This window comes from Thioclava atlantica (assembly GCF_000737065.1).
GTDB classification, from domain to species: Bacteria; Pseudomonadota; Alphaproteobacteria; order Rhodobacterales; family Rhodobacteraceae; genus Thioclava; species Thioclava atlantica.
In genome coordinates this window covers 130,182-146,132 of record NZ_AQRC01000005.1, presented here as the reverse complement: position 1 = coordinate 146,132, position 15,951 = coordinate 130,182, and the positions used below count along the sequence as shown (strand labels likewise).

Below are 15,951 nucleotides of genomic sequence, written 5' to 3'. Positions count from 1 at the left end.
CGCGCCGGACCCGAGGGGGGGCGCAATCGCGCCCGCCCTGGGGGGCGGGTCGGGCGCGGCCCGGCGTGCCGCCGGGCGGGAGCTCTGAACGCAGGACCGCCTGAACGGGTGGGACACGAGGACGATGGAGGCACCCGATGAACAGATCCCGCCTCTATCTCTACGACACGACCCTGCGCGACGGGCAGCAGACCGCGGGCGTGCAATTCTCGGTCCCCGAGAAGGTCGCGATCGCGCAGGCGCTCGACGAGATCGGGATCGACTATATCGAGGGCGGCTGGCCCGGCGCGAACCCGACCGACAGCGATTTCTTTGCCGCCCGCCCCGAGACCCGCGCGACCTTCACCGCCTTCGGGATGACCAAGCGGGCCGGGCGCTCGGCCGAGAATGACGATGTGCTCGCGGGCGTGATGAATGCCGGGACCCCCGCGGTCTGCCTCGTGGGCAAGACGCATGACTACCATGTGACCGCCGCGCTCGGGATCACGCTGGGGGAAAACCTCGAGAATATCCGCGCCTCGGTCGCCCATATGGTCGCGAAGGGGCGCGAGGCACTCTTCGACGCGGAGCATTTCTTCGACGGATACAAGGCGAACCCCGATTACGCGCTCGATTGCTGCCGCGCGGCCCATGAGGCCGGTGCGCGTTGGGTGGTGCTGTGCGACACCAATGGCGGCACCTTGCCCGGAGAGATCGCGCGCATCGTGTCTGCGGTGATCGAGGCAGGCATCCCGGGCGAGCGGCTTGGCATTCACTGCCATGACGATACCGGCAATGCGGTCGCGGGGTCGCTGGCGGCGGTCGAAGCGGGCGTGCGGCAGGTGCAGGGCACGCTCAACGGCCTCGGCGAGCGCTGCGGCAATGCGAACCTGATCAGCCTGATCCCGACGCTGACCCTGAAAGAGCCCTTCGCGAGCACGCTCGAGACCGGGATCGGCCATGACAAGCTGCGCGATCTGACGAAGCTCTCGCGCAGGCTCGACGATATTCTCAACCGCGTTCCGCTGCGCTCGGCCCCTTATGTCGGGGCCTCGGCCTTCACCCACAAGGCGGGGCTCCATGCCAGCGCCATCCTGAAGGACCCGTCGACCTACGAACATATCGACCCCGCTCAGGTCGGCAATGCCCGGCTGATCCCGATGTCGAACCAGGCCGGCCAGTCGAACCTGCGCGCCCGGCTCAAGGGGATGGGGATCGAAGTGGCCAAGGACGATCCGCGTCTGGGCCGGATCCTCGAGGTGATCAAGGAGCGCGAGGATCAGGGCTACGCCTATGACGGTGCGCAGGCCAGTTTCGAGCTGGTCGCGCGGGCCGAGCTGGGCCTGCTGCCGAACTTCTTCGAGGTGAAGCGCTACAAGGTCACGGTCGAGCGGCGCAAGAACCGCTATGACCAGATGGTCTCGATCTCGGAGGCGGTGGTCGTCGTGAAGGTCGCAGGGCAGAAGATGCTCTCGGTCTCCGAAAGCATGGACGAGCAGGGCCATGATCGCGGGCCGGTCAACGCCTTGTCGAAGGCGCTGACCAAGGATCTCGGGCCGTATCAGGCATTCATCGACGACATGAAGCTGGTCGATTTCCGGGTGCGGATCACCCAGGGCGGCACCGAAGCCGTGACCCGCGTCATCATCGACAGCGAAGACGGATCCGGGCGGCGCTGGTCGACGGTCGGGGTCTCGCCCAACATAGTCGACGCCTCCTTCGATGCGTTGCTCGACGCGATGATCTGGAAATTGCTGCGCGACGGGGCGCCGGTGGCGTGAGCGATCTGGCCGCCCGTTTGCCCGCCAGTCTGACCGCCGCGGCCGAGGCGGTGCGCCGGGGCGATCCCGACCGCTTCGCCGCGACCATGGCCGCGCCGGCGGACCTGCGCGACCGTCTCTGGCCGCTCTATGCCGCCAATCTTGAGATTGCCCGCGCGCCCTGGGCCTCGGCCGAGCCGATGGTGGCCGAGATGCGCCTGCAATGGTGGATCGACGCGCTCGAGGGGGTGGGTGAGGGGCGCGAGCCCCCGCATGAGATCGGCCCCGCCCTGATGCCGCTCGCGGGGCCCGCGCGTCACCTGATCGCGGTGGCCGAGGCGCGGCGTGCCGATTGCTGGCCCGACCCCTTCGCCGATCGCGCCGCGCTCTGGGCCTATCTCGATCAGACCGCCGGAAGCCTCTACTGGGGCGCGGCGGAAGCGCTCGGGGCGCCTGAGGGTGCCGAAGGGCAGGTGCGTGGCTTCGGCGCCGGGGCCGGGCTCGCGGCGCTCTTGCGCGCCTGGCCGGAACTGGTGGCCCGCAACCGCCCGCCGATGGCAGGTCTCGGGCCGGATGAGTTCCGAACGCTGGCGGAGGAGGGGCTTGCCCGCCTCGCCGCGGGACGACGCGCGTTGCGGGGACCGGCGCGCGCCGCTTTGCTGCCGGGCTGGCAGGCGCGCACCTTGCTGGGCCGGGTCCGGAAAGGCGCGGATCCGCTCGTGCCCGGGACCCTCGAGCTTTCCGAATTTTCCCGTCGTACCGGACTGTTGCGCGCCGCATTCGGGTGGATCTGAGCGGTTCTCCCGGATTTTAGCGACGGCGGGACGCGAAAGCGCACGGTGGTTTAGCGAATCTTCAGCACTTGCATCGATTGTGAGCCGGCGCGCCCCGGGATGGGCGTGCTTGGCCTATCCGACCCGCGGGAGGAATTCGATGCGCTTGTTGGACAATCTCAAACTCGGGATCAAACTGCCGCTGATGCTGGTCAGCGTGGCGATGATCGCGCTCACGATCATGGGGCTTTCGGCCTATCGCGAAGCCCACGCCCTGCTCGAGCGCGAGGGAGAGACGCGACTTGCCCAGACGCTGGACGCCCGCGTGGCGCAGATCCGCACCTGGGCGGACAGCATGCAAACCGAAACCCGCGCCCTGGCCGGCCACCAGACCACGGCGCGCGCGCTCTACGACCTCGAGAAGGCCTGGACGCGGCTTGGGGAGAATGCGTCAGATCTGATCACGCGTGCCTTCACCGAAACCGATCCCGAGGGCGAGAAAGCCGCCGATATGGAGGGCGGCGTCCTGCTCGATTACACCCTCCAGCATCGCCGCTATCACAAGGAATTCCTGAAGGAGATCGAGGAACGTGGCCTCGAGGATCTCTATCTCGTCTCCGCCGATGGGCTCGTTGTCTATTCCGCGCGCAAGGGGCCGCGCTATGGCGCCCGGCTCGAGACTCTCGACGGGCCGCTTGCGCCTTTGCTGCGCGAAGCTCTGGCCGCGAAGAACCCCGACGGTCCGCAGGTCTTCATCTCCGATATCATCACCGGGCAGGGTGCCCCCCATCTCTTCGCCGCCGCCCCTGTGGTGAGCGCGAATGGCCTCCATCTCGGGGCGGTGGCGGTGGAAGTGCCCACGACGGTCATTTCCGAGGCGATGCGGGAGCCGCGCGGTCTCGGCGAGACCGGAGAGGTCTATCTCGTCGATGCCTCCGGGCGGCTGATGTCTCCGCTGCGGCACACGCAAAAGGGGGTCATTCCCGGCACCACGATCCATAGCGACGCCGCGAAAGTCGCCCTCGAAGAAGGGGCCGGGCAGCGGGTCGGCCTGTCGCATGACGGGGAGATCGCCGATCAGGCCTACATGCCGGTGTCGCTCTTCGGTCGCGACTATGCCGCGGTGATCGAACAGGATCAGTCGGAACTCTTTGCGCCCGCGCGTGCGCTCGCCGCATCGATGCTCACCAATGCGACATGGTTGATCGTCGTTCTCGCGGGACTTTCGGCGCTCATGGCGCGCACCGTGTCGCAACCTCTCCAAAAACTGGGCGCGTCGATCCGCGCGATCGCCGCGGGAGACCATGCCAACGAGATCCCCGCCACCGGTCGCCGCGACGAGGTCGGGATCATCGCCGATGCGCTTGACGGGCTACGCTCCGACCTCAAGGAGGCGGAGGTGGCCCAGCGTCAGGCACGCATCCAGGGAACAGCCTTCGGGACGGCCTCTGCCGCGCTGATGCTCGTCGATACCGATTTCCGGATCACCCGCGTCAACACCGCGCTCGTCGAGCTGTTCGACGCGCGGCTCGAGGATTTCCATACGGTGTCGAAGACTCTCAAACCCGACGCGCTTATCGGCCGCAATATGGATGAGTTCCACGGTCGGCCGGGTGTCGCGCGGGAGATTCTCAAGGACCGCTCGCGTCTTCCCCTCCATGTCGAGATCAAGGTCGGAGAGGCGCGTTTCGCCGTCCAGCTGTCGGAGATTGTCGATGAAGCAGGGGCGCCGCTCGGATTTGTCGTCGAATGGCGAGACGTCACCGAACGCCGGATGCAACGTGCGCTGCTCGCGGCGATCGACGCCAATCAATCGATGGCCGAGACGACGCCGGAGGGGCGCATCTCCCGGCTCAATGACCGGCTGCGCGAGGTGTTGGGGTCGAAGGCCGAGACGCTGCTCGGATGTCCGCTTCGTGACTGCCTGACCCCTCTCGATGGCGAGACGGCCTGGACCGCATTGGAGAACGGAAACTCCGTGTCCGGGCGCTTCCGGCTCCGCGATCCGGACGGGGGAATGCATCTGCTCGAAGGAACGCTCAACCCGGTTGCCGACAGCGCCAATCGGCTGATGAAAATCGTGCTCATCGCCCGAGACATCACGGATGCGGAAAAAGCGCTCAACGAAGCGCAGGAAAACAATGCACAGATGATCGCGGCCCAGAAATCCGTGGTCGAGGCGCTTCAGGTCGGCTTGAACGAACTCTCAAAGGGCGATCTCTCGAGCTCGATCGAGACGGAGTTCTCCGCCGAATACGAGGCGCTGCGCGCGGATTTCAACGCAGCCATGACCAACCTCGCCGGGGCGATGCAGAACGTGATCGAAAACGCTGCCGCCATCGACGGCGAAGCGCGCGAGATCGCCTCGGCCTCCGACGATCTGAGCAAACGCACCGAACGCCAGGCCGCCACGCTTGAAGAAACTGCAGCGGCACTTGATGAATTGTCCTCGTCGGTCAATGCCGCGGCAGAAGGGGCCTCCGAAGCCGACAGCGTCGTCACCCAGGCGCGTTCGAGCGCCGAGAGTTCCGGCGAGATCGTGCGCGAGGCGATCGGCGCGATGAGCGAGATCGAGACGAGCTCGAAGCAGATTTCGAAAATCATCGGTGTGATCGACGAAATTGCCTTCCAGACCAATCTTCTCGCGCTCAATGCCGGGGTCGAGGCGGCGCGCGCTGGAGAGGCTGGCCGGGGATTTGCGGTCGTCGCGTCCGAAGTGCGCGCGCTCGCCCAGCGCTCTTCGGATGCCGCGCGCGAAATCGCAGCTCTGATTACCTCCTCTTCCGAGCAGGTCTCGCGCGGGGTCGGCTTGGTGGGCGAGACCGGGCGCGCGCTCGAAGGCATCCTGGCTTCCGTCGTCGATGTCGCGGGCCGCGTCTCAGCGATCGCGTCCGGTGCGCGCGAACAGGCGCAGGGACTGAGCGAGATCAATTCGGCGATGAACCAGCTCGACCAGGTGACACAACAAAACGCCGCGATGTTCGAGGAAACGACCGCAGCCAGTCATGCGCTCAACTCCAGTGTTTCCGCCTTGCGCGAAACGACCGCACGTTTCCGTGTTCCTTCGAATGTCGTCGCGGTCACTCAGCCGACGCATCCAGCACCGAAACCCGAGATGCGCAAGGAAAAAGCTGCCCAAAAACCCGCCAAGGGTGGGTCGAGCGAGCGCTCTATTGATGTGGCTGCCAGTGCGGTCGCGCTGGCGGCGCCTGACGATGATGATTGGGATGAGTTTTGATCAGAACGTGAACGAGCGGAGACGTTGAGGGGATGAAAATAACTCGCCCGAAAAAAGTGTTGATTGTCGACGATTCCGCGACCATGCGGACGCTGATCCGGCAACGCATCGAAACCGATCGCCGCCTGGAAGTGGTGGGAGAGGCCCGTGATGCACATGAAGCGCGTCGTCTGATCAAGGAAACGTCTCCCGACGTTCTTACGCTCGATGTCGAGATGCCCCACATGGATGGCATCACGTTCCTGGAAAAGCTGATGCGGTTGCGCCCGCTCCCCGTCGTGATGATATCGAGCGAAACCCGCTCGGGATCGCGGGCTGCGGTCAAGGCGCTGTCGCTCGGCGCGGTGGATTGTATCGGCAAGCCGGCCACCGGTGGGGGCCTGCAACATGCTTTTGAACGATTGCCCGAGCTGTTGGTTGCCGCAGCGTCGGCACGGGTGCAAGGTCCGAGGGCGCAGAAAACCAGCGCCCCTTCGGCGGGCTTCACTTGGAATGGAAATATCGTTCTCATCGGCTCCTCGACAGGCGGTGTCGATGCGCTTGAGACTGTGCTTTCAGGTTTTCCAGAGAACGCTCCCCCAACGCTCATTGCGCAGCACATGCCTGCGAGTTTTCTCGAGAATTTCGCGGGCAGGCTCCACAAGAATGTTCTGCCGCAGGTTTCTCTTGCGGAGGATATGGAGACCATTTCCCCCGGACGTATCTTTCTTGCGCCCGGCGGCCAAACTCATCTCGCCGTAAACGCTGCTTCTGAGGCCCAATGTCGCTTGCTCAATAGCGAAAAGGTCAATGGTCATTGTCCTTCAGTCGAAGTTCTTTTCGAATCCGCGCTTCCCCTGGCGGAGAAAATCGTCGCGGTCATGCTGACCGGGATGGGGCGCGATGGTGCGAAGGCGATGCTGAAATTGCGTCAGGCCGGTGCGCGTTGCATCGCACAGGACCGCGCAACTTCGGTGGTTTTCGGGATGCCTCGTGCAGTGCTCGAGAACGGTGCTGCTGAAAATGCCGTTCCTCTGAATGAAGTCGCCGGAGAAATTCTTCGCCTGTGCGGACCATGTGGCGAGTCCAGAGATCGCGATTTTCGAGGCGATGCGAAATGACAGAAACTCTCCGCCACCGTATGATCCACATCACTCAGGGCGAATTTTCGGTCGGCGGTAGCGCCGACCCGCGCATGATCTCGACCATACTCGGCTCCTGCGTCGCCTGTTGCCTTTTTGATCCAGACGCTCGTGTCGGCGGCATGAACCATTTCCTGCTTCCAGAGAGCAGCGGCGCGACCCGAGCCGCGCGTTTCGGCGTGAATGCCATGGAGTTGTTGATCAATGCGTTAGTCAAATCCGGCGCGCAGCGAGATTCTTTTCAGGCAAAGCTGTTCGGGGGTGCGCGGATGATCGCTGGTTTGTCGGATATCGGTCAGGAAAACGCGCAATTCGCCGAAGCATTTTTGGCCGCGGAAGGGATACCTTGCGTCGGGCGCAGTCTCGGGGGAACACAGGCACGCCGTGTGGAGTTCCAGCCGGAAACAGGGTTCGCGCGTCAAAAATTCATTCGCGAGGCAGGCGACGTTATCGTAAGAGAGGTCGCGCCGCCGAAAGAAAACGAAATCGAACTCTTCTGATCTTGAGAGCGATACGAGACCCGCTCCTTACGATGGGTCTAGAACCACGCGACTTCGCCATCGTCTTCGCGGTGGAGCGTGCAGATAGGGATCTCAGGGTCGAGACGCTCGATTAGCTCCGCGAGTCGTAGTTGCGAGATGAGTTCTGTCTGCGGAAAGCCGAGATGATCAGGCAGAACGAAAGCGATGGCGGGCACTAGGCGGCCGAGATCGCGCAGGGTCTGGGTGATCCGGTCGATCGTCTGGAGATCGCGGACCGTTTCTGCAGGCAAGGAGGGATGAAGGTCAATTTCCGACAGCGCCCGCTCGATCGAAATCGAGAGGCGCGCCAGGCCTTGAATTTCGTTGCCGATCCGCTCGAGGAGAAGCGAGACCACGATTTCCCGGACCTTCGGGTCTTCTGCGAGATTTCTTGCTTCTCCGGACATCAGAGACGGCCCACGACAGCTTCGATGCACGCTTTCAGATCTTGGGGCGCGAACGGCTTCTTGATGAAATTGTTCATTCCCAACCGTCGCCCAGTTTCGATGATTTCCCGATCCGCCCGACCTGTTATGAGGATGAAACCAGAGCTTTTGGCGCGCGGATGGGCGCGCATCGCATGCAAGAGCTGCAGGCCATCCATCCCCGGCATGTTGAAATCCGAAATCACGAGATGCACGGGCGCTTTGTTCATGATTTCCAGTGCACCTGGGCCGTCGACAGCGTAGCCCACCTGCCTGATGCCGAAGCCATCGAGCGCCTGCATGATCAGGCCGCGACTTGTGGACATGTCGTCCACAACGAGAACTCGTAATTGATCTCTCAGAGACATTGGGTCGCTTTCGTTGCCGCATCCTCGGCGCGAAGCCGGTATGCCGTTATGCCGGCCGGATCTAGCCGGGTTTGGGTAAGATCCGGAATTCGTTCGGAATGGCCCATGAACATCCAGCCGCCGGGCGCCAGCTTGCTCTCGAAACGAGTCCAGAGCCGCATGCGCGCCTCGGGAGTGAAATATATCACCACATTGCGGCAGAAGATCACGTCGAACCCGCCGGACATCGGCCACGCGTCATGGAGGTTCAGCTCCCGAAATTGCACCAGCGAACGCAATGCAGGTATGATCTGGAAGTCGTTCTCGGCCGGGATGAGGAATTGCGTGCGCAAGTCTTCCGAAAGGCCGGCCACCGCATTCAGATCGAACCGGGCCTCCTTGCCATGCGCAACCATGAGGGGATCTATATCGGTCGCCAATATGCGGATGTCGTAGTTCGCGAAGTCAGGTGCTGTTTGCGCAATCGTGATCGCCATCGAGTATGCCTCTGCTCCGGTGGAGCACCCGGCCGACCACAGACGCACGCGACCCCCCGCCCGGGCGCGGGCCAGAAGGGGAGGAAGGACCTGGTCTCGGAGGGTTTCGAAGTGGTGATTTTCCCGAAAGAAGCCTGTGACGTTGGTCGTCAGCGCCGATACCAGGTGTCGCCTCTCCTCCACCCCTTCGGGTGATCGAAGATGCGCGATATAGCTCGAATAGTCGGACTTTCCGAGCGCGCGCAGGCGTTTCCAGAGCCGGCTATGCACCATGGAGCTTTTTCCGGCGGAAACCACGATGCCGCTCACCTCGTGCACGATAGCCGCGAGGGCGTCGAATTCTTCTGCGGAGAGCGTGATCCGCTCATCTTTTGGGGCGGGAGCATTCATGCAGCTTCTGCCGAATTTTCAGGAAGGACGGTCGCGAGATCGAGAACCTTGATCATCCGGCCTTCGACGATCGTGAGGGCAGAGACGTATCGCCGTGCGACATCTGCCGACAGCTCCGGCGGGATTTGAAGCTCGGAGCAGGGAAGTGCGAAGATGTCGGAAACGGCGTCGACGAGCAGCCCCGCTGTCTGCGCCCCGGTCTGGACCACGATGATGACGTTTCGCGCGTCGCCGGCCACAGGAGGCATCCCGAGCCGCACGGAAAGATCGACGACGGGAAGGACGGTTCCGCGCAGGTTAATAACGCCGCGTACATGATCGGGTGCATGGGGCAGGGGGGTCGCACGCGTCCATCCGCGGATTTCACGGACTGACATGATATCGAGACTGTATTCCTCTTCCCCCAGGCGGAAAGAAAGGAGTTCGATTTCGTCGGAAGGGTTCTGGGCACTATCGTTGGTCATGGGTCAGCCTGCTAACGAGATTTGGGGAGGCCGCGTGCGGCCCGTGGCAGTTTGAACTAGATCGGCGGGATCGAGGATGAGCGCGATTTGACCGTCTCCGAGGATCGTCGCGGCGGCGACGCCGGGGATCTGGGCATAGGAACGCTGGAGCCCTTTGATAACGACTTGCCGCTGCTCAATGATCGAGTCGACGAGCAGCGCTGATCTTTCGCCTGTCTCCTGCGCCGTCAGGAGAACGATACCCCCCTCGTAGGAGGGTTGCGGGCTCCGATAGCCGAGTTCCGACCCGAGGTCGTAGAGCGGCACGAAGGCTCCGCGGAGCTGGATGACATGCGTTTCCGGGCCCAGCGGGCGGATGTCGTCCGCAGCGAGGGTTGCGGTCTCCTGGATCGAGGAGAGGGGGACGACGAGGGTCTCGTCGGCGACTTTGACCACCATTCCGTCGAGGACCGCGAGGGTGAGCGGCAGCGATACCGAAAAGCACGTGCCTACACCGATCTCGGAACTGATCGAGATACGCCCGCCCAAGGACTGGATTGCGCTTCTGACGACATCCATGCCGACCCCGCGGCCGGATAGGGCGGAAACCTGATCGGCCGTGGAGAAGCCAGGCAGAAACAGAAGGTTGTCGATCTCGCTATCGGAAAGCGTGGCTTCGGCAGGGACGAGGCCTCGCTCGACCGCGCGTGCGAGAACCTTTTCGCGGTTGATGCCTCCGCCGTCGTCGCTAACCTCGATCACGACCCGGCCGGAGCGGTGTTGCGCAGAGAGCGTGATCACCCCGGCGGCGGGTTTTCCGGCAGCGGTGCGCGCATCCGGCATCTCGAGGCCGTGATCGACCGCGTTTCGGATCATGTGGGTAAGCGGATCGGCGAGCCGTTCGATGACCGTCTTGTCGACCTCCGTCGCCTCTCCCTCGCAGCGCAGCTTCACGTCTTTTCCGATGGCCGACGAGGCCTCGCGGACAATCCTGGCCATACGCTGGAAGAGCGGTTTGACCGGCTGCGCACGGATCATCATGACGCTGTCCTGGATGTCGCGGGTGAGCATCATGAAGGCTTCGAGCCCGGTCATCACGGGGGAGTTCGGCGGCAGCCCGGCTTCCGAGACGGATTGCGAGAGCATCGCCTGGTTGATCACCAACTCACCCACGAGATTGACCAGCCGATCGATGCGTTCGAGATCGACGCGGACGGTCGCGACCGGTTCGGCTGCCGGCGCTGCTGCAGGAGCTGCGGGTGCGGCAGGCGTGCTTTTTTCCTTGGTCTCGCTACCGGCGGGTTCCGGAGGAGGCGCCTCGGTCCTTGCAGGCTCGGGAGGCGGGGGCGGGGTGGGTGCGAGGAGGGGATCGCTTTCGACAGCGGGCAGTTCGCCGAGATCCGGCGGATCCATCACGTCGGGATGGGCGATCTCGAGGGTGCAGAGATCCTCGACGAATTCGAAGATTTCCCGGATCTCGGCCTCGTCTGTCTCACCCTCGAGGCGCAACGTCCAATGCAAGAGCGCGGCCTCGGCGTCGAGCGCGTCGAGAGTGGGAATTGCGGAGAGATCGACCGATACGTCCAGCGCTCCGAGTTCGGTCAATGCGCCGAGAAGATGGTAGGGGTCGTTGCCGGCCGCGTAGAGAGAGGCGTGCGGAGAGAACCGGATCTCGATTGGGCCGTTCGTTTCGGCCGCGTCCACGTCGGGCAGGTCGAGGTCGAAGGACAGCCCCATTGGCACGAAATCGTCCACCTCTTCTTCCTCGGCACCTCCCCCGGGCGGGACGCCCAGCAGGGTTTCGAGCTCGGTCAGACACTCCTCCGCGGCCTCCGGTTCGGGCAGGCCGTCGCGGGCGGCATGGACCTCGTCGGCGAGCAGGTCGGCGGTGTGAAAAAACTGCCGCTGCGCCTCGGGCGTGACGGCGAGCCGTCCCGAGCGCACCTCGTCCATCACGGTTTCGAAGCGATGCGCGAAGGCGACGAGCGCATCGAGGCCAAAGGCGCCCGCACCGCCCTTGATCGAGTGAACCGCGCGGAAGACGATATTGATCGTCTCGTCGTCATGCGCGCCCTCATCCATGAGGTTGAGCGCATCCTGCAGGCTCTCGAGAAGTTCCTCGCATTCGACGAAGAACGAGGCTTTGATTTCGGCCATCGGGTCGGACATCACAGGGCTCCTCAGCCGGCAACCATGTTGAGCGCCCGGACGAGCTTGTCCGGATCGAAGGGCTTCACGATCCAGCCTGTCGCCCCGGCGGCGCGGGCCCGCGCCTTGAGTTCGGGCGCGGATTCGGTGGTGAGGACGAGAATCGGCGTCGCACGATGGCGATCCTGTTCGCGCACCGCGGAGATGAAGCCGAAGCCGTCGAGGCGCGGCATGTTGATATCCGAGATGATCGCGTCGGGTGCGATTCCCTCGAGCACCTCGAGCCCGTGCTGACCATCCTCGGCCAGGTAGATCTCGATCCCCGCACCGCTGAGGGTGAGCCGCAGCATGTCGCGGATCGTTCGGCTGTCATCGACTGCAAGAACCTTCATGCGGTTGTTTCCTCGCGGTGTTCGAGATCGTCGAGGGACGCGCCGAGGCGCGAGACCGCCTCGTCGAATGCCTCGGAGCGGGGGGTGATGCTGAATTTGCGGTCCTGTGCGCGCGCGGTCTTCGCGGCGGAGACGAGAAGCTGCAGGCCAAGCGCCCCCAGATGCGACACCTGCGACGCATCGAGTGTGAGATCGCCCTCCGCCAGCGCCTGGGAAAGTGCGTCCTGCAACGCGCCCACGGCTGCCAGATCGATCCGCTCCGGCAGATCGAGCGCGGTCATCTGGGGACCTCAATGAAAGCTGAACGGTGCGTGCGCATCGGCAACCCCTTTCATACGGTGATGAAAGAGGCTTACCGATCAGCCGTTAAAATAGGCTTGACGCGAAACGCCTTATTGCGCCGCGAGACGCGAATTCAGGAAAGCGGCGCAGCCCTGCAGGGCGGCATAATCATCCTCGATCACCGAAACCGGGAAGGCGCGCAGGAAATCCGAGAACCGGCCCTTGGCACGCATCGCCTCGGCAAAGCCGAACTCCTCGAACCACGGGACGACGGCCCGCGCCGCGCCGCCGATCAGGAAGATGCCGCCGAAGGGAAGATGCGTGAGGGCGAGATCGCCCACCACACGGCCCAGCATCTCGACGAAGCGCTGGCCGGCGGCGTGCGCGGTGGCATCGCCCGCTTCGATCTTGGCGAGGATCTGGGCCCCGGTCACGGTGGCCTCCTCATGGCCCGCGAGATAGGCATAGAGGCGCTCCATCCCGCGCCCAGAGACGACATGCTCGACACTGGCGAAGGCATGTTTCTCCTCGAGATAGGATTTGAGCGCGAAATCCTCCGCGGTGATGCAGGGAAGGGTGGTGTGGCCGGCCTCCGAAGGCGGCACGACGCGACCGCCGGGGCCTTCATGCACCGGCGCGGCGTTGAAGCCGGTCCCGATCCCGATCACGAGGCGGGCCGAGTCCGGGCGGGCAGGCTCGCCGGGCAGGATCGGGCGCACCGCGTTCTCGGCCAGATGGCCGAGCGCGTGTCCCTGCGCCTGCAGGTCGTTGAGCACGTAGACCCGGGCGGCATTGCTGACCCGCGCGACATTCTCCGCCTCGATGACCCAGGCGAGATTGGTCATCTCGGCGCGACCGTCGCGGACCGGACCGGCCGCGGCGACACAGGCCCCCGCGAGCGATCCGCAGCCTTCCGCGGCGATGTAATCGGCGAGGATCTCCTCGAGCGAGCCGCGCCCCTTGTTGGCGAAACGGCGGATCGAGCCATGCCGCAGGCGGGTGCCGTCGGCCAGAGCCACACGGGTATTGGTGCCGCCGATATCGGCGAGCAGCGTGATCGGTTCGCTCATCAACTGGCCCTCAGCGCTTCTTTCCACGCCTGATAGGACGCTTTCGGCACCCGCTGCAAGGTTTCGAAATCCACATGGACCAGCCCGAAGCGCTTTTCATAGCCGAGCGCCCATTCGTAATTGTCCAGAAGCGACCAGCCGATATAGCCCTTGACCGGGACCCCGTCGGCGATCGCGCGCTGCACCGCTGCGAGATGGTCCTTGTAATAGGCGATCCGCGCCGGGTCATCGACCGTGCCGTTCTCGACGGTATCGGGCGAGGCCATCCCGTTCTCGGTCACATACAAAGGCAGATCTCCGGTGTAGTCGCGCGCGGTTCGGGTGAGGAACTGATAGAGCCCCTCGGGATAGATCTCCCAGCCCATCGCGGTCTTCGGGAGCGGGCCCTCCACCTCTTCATGTCCGGGCCAGGGTCCCTCGCAGGGCGCGATCCGCTTGCAGGTGTAGTAATTGAGCCCGAACCAGTCGAGTTTCTGCTGGATCGTGGCGAAATCGTCCTGCCAGTTCGCGGGCATATGCGGCGCGAAGGCCTCCATGACCTCTTGCGGATAGCTGCCCTTGAAGATGCCCTCGACGAAGAAGCGGTTGTAATAGGCGTCGTAGATCTTCGTCGCGGCGAGGGTCTCGGGGCGATCATCCGCGGGCAGGGGAAACTCGAAATTGCACACGGCCCCGAGATTGCTCATCCCGTGCTCGCGCATTACCTGGATCGAGCGGCCATGCGCGAGCAGAACGTGATGCATCGCATGGGCGGTGGCGCGGATATCGCGCAGGCCCGGCGCGTGGAGGCCGAGGAAATGGCTCAGCCAGCCGACGCACCAGGGCTCGTTGATCGGGGCGGCCGACCAGATCCGGTCGCCGAGCCGGTCCGCGATCACCTGGGTGAAATCGGCAAACCACTCCGCGATGTCGCGGTTGCGCCAGCCGCCCTTGTCGGCCAGCGGCGCGGGCAGCTCCCAGTGATAGAGGGTGAGCGCCGGCTTGAGCCCGCGTTCGAGCATCCCGTCCACCAGCCGATCGTAGAAGTCGAGCCCCTCGGCATTCACCGGACCGCGCCCCTCGGGCATCACCCGCGCCCAGGAGGTCGAGAAGCGGTAGATGTCGAAGCCCGCGCCCGCGATCAGGTCGAGATCCTCTTGCCAGCGGTGATAATGGTCGCAGGCGATATCGCCGTTCTCCGCGCGCACCACATTGCCCGGCGTGGCGGCGAAAGTGTCCCAGTGGGTCGTGCCCGCACCACCGAAGGAATGGCCCTCGATCTGGTAGGAGGAGGTGGCGACGCCAAATTGAAAATCTTTGGGGAAATCCGTGCGTTTCGGAAGCATGTTCATCCTTTGCATCAGCTTTGCGGGGCGGGGCCGGTCGATTGTCCGACGACGAGGACCGCCTCCATGAGTTCATGGCGCGGCGTGCGGTCGCCGCTTTCGATCTGTTCGAGCAGGAGCGCCGCGCAGCGCCGCCCCGCCTCGCGCACAGAGGAGCGGGTGGCGGTGAAGATCGGCTCTTCCGTCGTGCCGTTCTTCAGATAGCCCAGCTCGTCGTCATGGGTCACGATCGAGATGTCGCGCCCCATCTTCAGCCCGGCTTCCTCGATCCCGCGCCGCGCGCCCATCGCGGAGAGGAGCGACGCGGTCAGAAAGGCGGTCGGCGGCTCAGCCAGGGTGAGCATCGCGCGGGCGGCATCATGACCCTGCGCCTCGGTCATCGCGCTCTCGACGATCAGGGCGGGATCGGGGGCGATGCCGCGCGCCCGCAGCGCCTGTTCGTAACCGCGCCGGCGCCTGCGGGCGAAATCCATGTCGCTGATCCCGTTGATCAGCGCGATCCGGCGATGGCCGAGATCGAGCAGGAAATTCGTCGCGCGCTCGAAGGCGCGCACGTTGTTCACATCGACCCAGCTGTAGGAGTTCTCGATCCCGCTCACGCGCCCGTGCAGCACGAAGGGCAGCCCGAGATGGTCGAGCAGGGTGACCCGGTGATCCTCGACCTTGGGGGCATGCACGAGCACGCCGTCGACATTCCCCTTCGAGCGTAGCTCCGCATAGGCGCGGGCCTCCTGATCGTCGGGCACGATGGTCATCACCATGTCGTATCCGGCGCGGGCATAGACCTCACCCGCCCCGGCGATGAAATCCGCGAAAACCGGGTTCACGATCTCGTGGCGCGTCGAGATCGGGATGATGTGGCCGATCGCCATGGCGCGCCCGGTGGCGAGCCGCTTCGCCTGGGTGTTGGGGCGGTAATTCGCGGCCCGCGCGGCGGCGAGGACCCGCGCCCGCGTGGCCTCGGAGACTTCCGGATAGCCGTTGAGCGCGCGACTCACCGTTGTGGGCGAAAGCCCGAGTTCTTGTGCTAATGTCTTGAGATTCATCGCTCCAAACCGCTTTGGCTGGCGGCGAGGTTAGAGCGCGGGCCGAGGCCCGTCAATGCTGCGATTGCCGCGTGCGGAATGCTGCGATGCGGCGCGAAATGTCGCGCAATCCCCAGTGAAATGAAGTAAATTTGATTTCGTCGTGAGGGCCGCCAATTGACATCGCAAGGCGGCTCTGAAAGCTTCGTTGCATC

The 15,951-nt window shown here is 64.3% G+C and carries 15 protein-coding genes; 5 read left to right on the top strand and 10 right to left on the bottom strand.

The genetic code is table 11. The annotated features are described in order from the left end of the window. Nucleotides 1–137: 137 nt before the first annotated feature. The 5 genes from cimA (at nt 138) to DW2_RS08220 (ending at nt 7,371) form a co-directional block, all read left to right on the top strand. Nucleotides 138–1,760: a citramalate synthase gene (gene cimA / locus DW2_RS08240; RefSeq protein ID WP_038145321.1), complete on the top strand. Its 1,623-nt coding sequence runs from the start codon at nt 138–140 to the stop codon at nt 1,758–1,760. Further along, nucleotides 1,757–2,533 carry a squalene/phytoene synthase family protein gene (locus tag DW2_RS08235; protein WP_238321292.1) on the top strand — a complete coding sequence of 259 codons (777 nt, stop codon included), beginning with the start codon at nt 1,757–1,759 and terminating at the stop codon, nt 2,531–2,533. The genes cimA and DW2_RS08235 overlap by 4 nt, the downstream gene beginning before the upstream one ends. A 139-nt stretch (nt 2,534–2,672) precedes the next feature. Continuing rightward, nucleotides 2,673–5,750 (top strand): methyl-accepting chemotaxis protein, encoded by a 3,078-nt coding sequence (locus DW2_RS19045; RefSeq protein WP_051855660.1) that lies wholly within the window; start codon nt 2,673–2,675, stop codon nt 5,748–5,750. 32 nt (nt 5,751–5,782) lie between these two features. Further along, on the top strand, nt 5,783–6,850 hold the full coding sequence (locus DW2_RS08225; protein ID WP_051855659.1) for a protein-glutamate methylesterase/protein-glutamine glutaminase: 1,068 nt from the start codon (nt 5,783–5,785) through the stop codon (nt 6,848–6,850). Then, entirely contained in the window at nt 6,847–7,371 is a 525-nt protein-coding gene (locus tag DW2_RS08220) for a chemotaxis protein CheD (RefSeq protein WP_038145320.1), read from the top strand. The genes DW2_RS08225 and DW2_RS08220 overlap by 4 nt, the downstream gene beginning before the upstream one ends. 38 nt (nt 7,372–7,409) lie before the next feature. Here the strand turns inward: DW2_RS08220 and DW2_RS08215 are convergent, their stop codons facing one another. The 10 genes from DW2_RS08215 to DW2_RS08170 all read right to left on the bottom strand — a co-directional run bounded on the left by DW2_RS08215 (nt 7,410) and on the right by DW2_RS08170 (nt 15,757). Beyond that, on the bottom strand, nt 7,410–7,799 hold the full coding sequence (locus DW2_RS08215; protein ID WP_038145318.1) for a hypothetical protein: 390 nt from the start codon (nt 7,797–7,799) through the stop codon (nt 7,410–7,412). Next, nucleotides 7,799–8,185 carry a response regulator gene (locus tag DW2_RS08210; protein WP_038145317.1) on the bottom strand — a complete coding sequence of 129 codons (387 nt, stop codon included), beginning with the start codon at nt 8,183–8,185 and terminating at the stop codon, nt 7,799–7,801. The genes DW2_RS08215 and DW2_RS08210 overlap by 1 nt, the downstream gene beginning before the upstream one ends. Continuing rightward, entirely contained in the window at nt 8,176–9,051 is an 876-nt protein-coding gene (locus tag DW2_RS08205) for a CheR family methyltransferase (RefSeq protein WP_038145316.1), read from the bottom strand. The genes DW2_RS08210 and DW2_RS08205 overlap by 10 nt, the downstream gene beginning before the upstream one ends. After that, nucleotides 9,048–9,515, bottom strand: coding sequence for a chemotaxis protein CheW (locus tag DW2_RS08200; protein ID WP_038145315.1), 468 nt, complete (start codon nt 9,513–9,515; stop codon nt 9,048–9,050). The genes DW2_RS08205 and DW2_RS08200 overlap by 4 nt, the downstream gene beginning before the upstream one ends. A 3-nt stretch (nt 9,516–9,518) precedes the next feature. After that, entirely contained in the window at nt 9,519–11,663 is a 2,145-nt protein-coding gene (locus DW2_RS08195; RefSeq protein ID WP_038145314.1) for a chemotaxis protein CheA, read from the bottom strand. An 11-nt stretch (nt 11,664–11,674) separates the two neighbouring features. Beyond that, nucleotides 11,675–12,034: a response regulator gene (locus tag DW2_RS08190; RefSeq protein WP_038145313.1), complete on the bottom strand. Its 360-nt coding sequence runs from the start codon at nt 12,032–12,034 to the stop codon at nt 11,675–11,677. After that, nucleotides 12,031–12,315 (bottom strand): STAS domain-containing protein, encoded by a 285-nt coding sequence (locus DW2_RS08185; protein ID WP_038145311.1) that lies wholly within the window; start codon nt 12,313–12,315, stop codon nt 12,031–12,033. Before DW2_RS08185 ends, DW2_RS08190 begins: the two co-directional genes overlap by 4 nt. Nucleotides 12,316–12,426: 111 nt before the next feature. Beyond that, nucleotides 12,427–13,386, bottom strand: a complete 960-nt coding sequence (locus DW2_RS08180) for a glucokinase (RefSeq protein ID WP_038145310.1) — start codon at nt 13,384–13,386, stop codon at nt 12,427–12,429. Further along, nucleotides 13,386–14,717, bottom strand: a complete 1,332-nt coding sequence (locus DW2_RS08175; RefSeq protein ID WP_420340833.1) for a GH1 family beta-glucosidase — start codon at nt 14,715–14,717, stop codon at nt 13,386–13,388. The genes DW2_RS08180 and DW2_RS08175 overlap by 1 nt, the downstream gene beginning before the upstream one ends. 8 nt (nt 14,718–14,725) lie before the next feature. Continuing rightward, nucleotides 14,726–15,757, bottom strand: coding sequence for a substrate-binding domain-containing protein (locus DW2_RS08170; RefSeq protein ID WP_038145308.1), 1,032 nt, complete (start codon nt 15,755–15,757; stop codon nt 14,726–14,728). Nucleotides 15,758–15,951 lie beyond the last annotated feature (194 nt).

Excerpts from the sequence above, each read along its gene's own strand:
- cimA (WP_038145321.1), top strand. The coding sequence starts at position 138 with ATGAACAGATCCCGCCTCTATCTCTACGACACGACCCTGCGCGACGGG.
- DW2_RS19045 (WP_051855660.1), top strand. The coding sequence starts at position 2,673 with ATGCGCTTGTTGGACAATCTCAAACTCGGGATCAAACTGCCGCTGATG.
- DW2_RS08225 (WP_051855659.1), top strand. The coding sequence starts at position 5,783 with ATGAAAATAACTCGCCCGAAAAAAGTGTTGATTGTCGACGATTCCGCG.
- DW2_RS08220 (WP_038145320.1), top strand. The coding sequence starts at position 6,847 with ATGACAGAAACTCTCCGCCACCGTATGATCCACATCACTCAGGGCGAA.
- DW2_RS08215 (WP_038145318.1), bottom strand. The coding sequence starts at position 7,799 with ATGTCCGGAGAAGCAAGAAATCTCGCAGAAGACCCGAAGGTCCGGGAA.
- DW2_RS08210 (WP_038145317.1), bottom strand. The coding sequence starts at position 8,185 with ATGTCTCTGAGAGATCAATTACGAGTTCTCGTTGTGGACGACATGTCC.
- DW2_RS08205 (WP_038145316.1), bottom strand. The coding sequence starts at position 9,051 with ATGAATGCTCCCGCCCCAAAAGATGAGCGGATCACGCTCTCCGCAGAA.
- DW2_RS08200 (WP_038145315.1), bottom strand. The coding sequence starts at position 9,515 with ATGACCAACGATAGTGCCCAGAACCCTTCCGACGAAATCGAACTCCTT.
- DW2_RS08195 (WP_038145314.1), bottom strand. The coding sequence starts at position 11,663 with ATGTCCGACCCGATGGCCGAAATCAAAGCCTCGTTCTTCGTCGAATGC.
- DW2_RS08190 (WP_038145313.1), bottom strand. The coding sequence starts at position 12,034 with ATGAAGGTTCTTGCAGTCGATGACAGCCGAACGATCCGCGACATGCTG.
- DW2_RS08185 (WP_038145311.1), bottom strand. The coding sequence starts at position 12,315 with ATGACCGCGCTCGATCTGCCGGAGCGGATCGATCTGGCAGCCGTGGGC.
- DW2_RS08180 (WP_038145310.1), bottom strand. The coding sequence starts at position 13,386 with ATGAGCGAACCGATCACGCTGCTCGCCGATATCGGCGGCACCAATACC.
- DW2_RS08175 (WP_420340833.1), bottom strand. The coding sequence starts at position 14,717 with ATGAACATGCTTCCGAAACGCACGGATTTCCCCAAAGATTTTCAATTT.
- DW2_RS08170 (WP_038145308.1), bottom strand. The coding sequence starts at position 15,757 with ATGAATCTCAAGACATTAGCACAAGAACTCGGGCTTTCGCCCACAACG.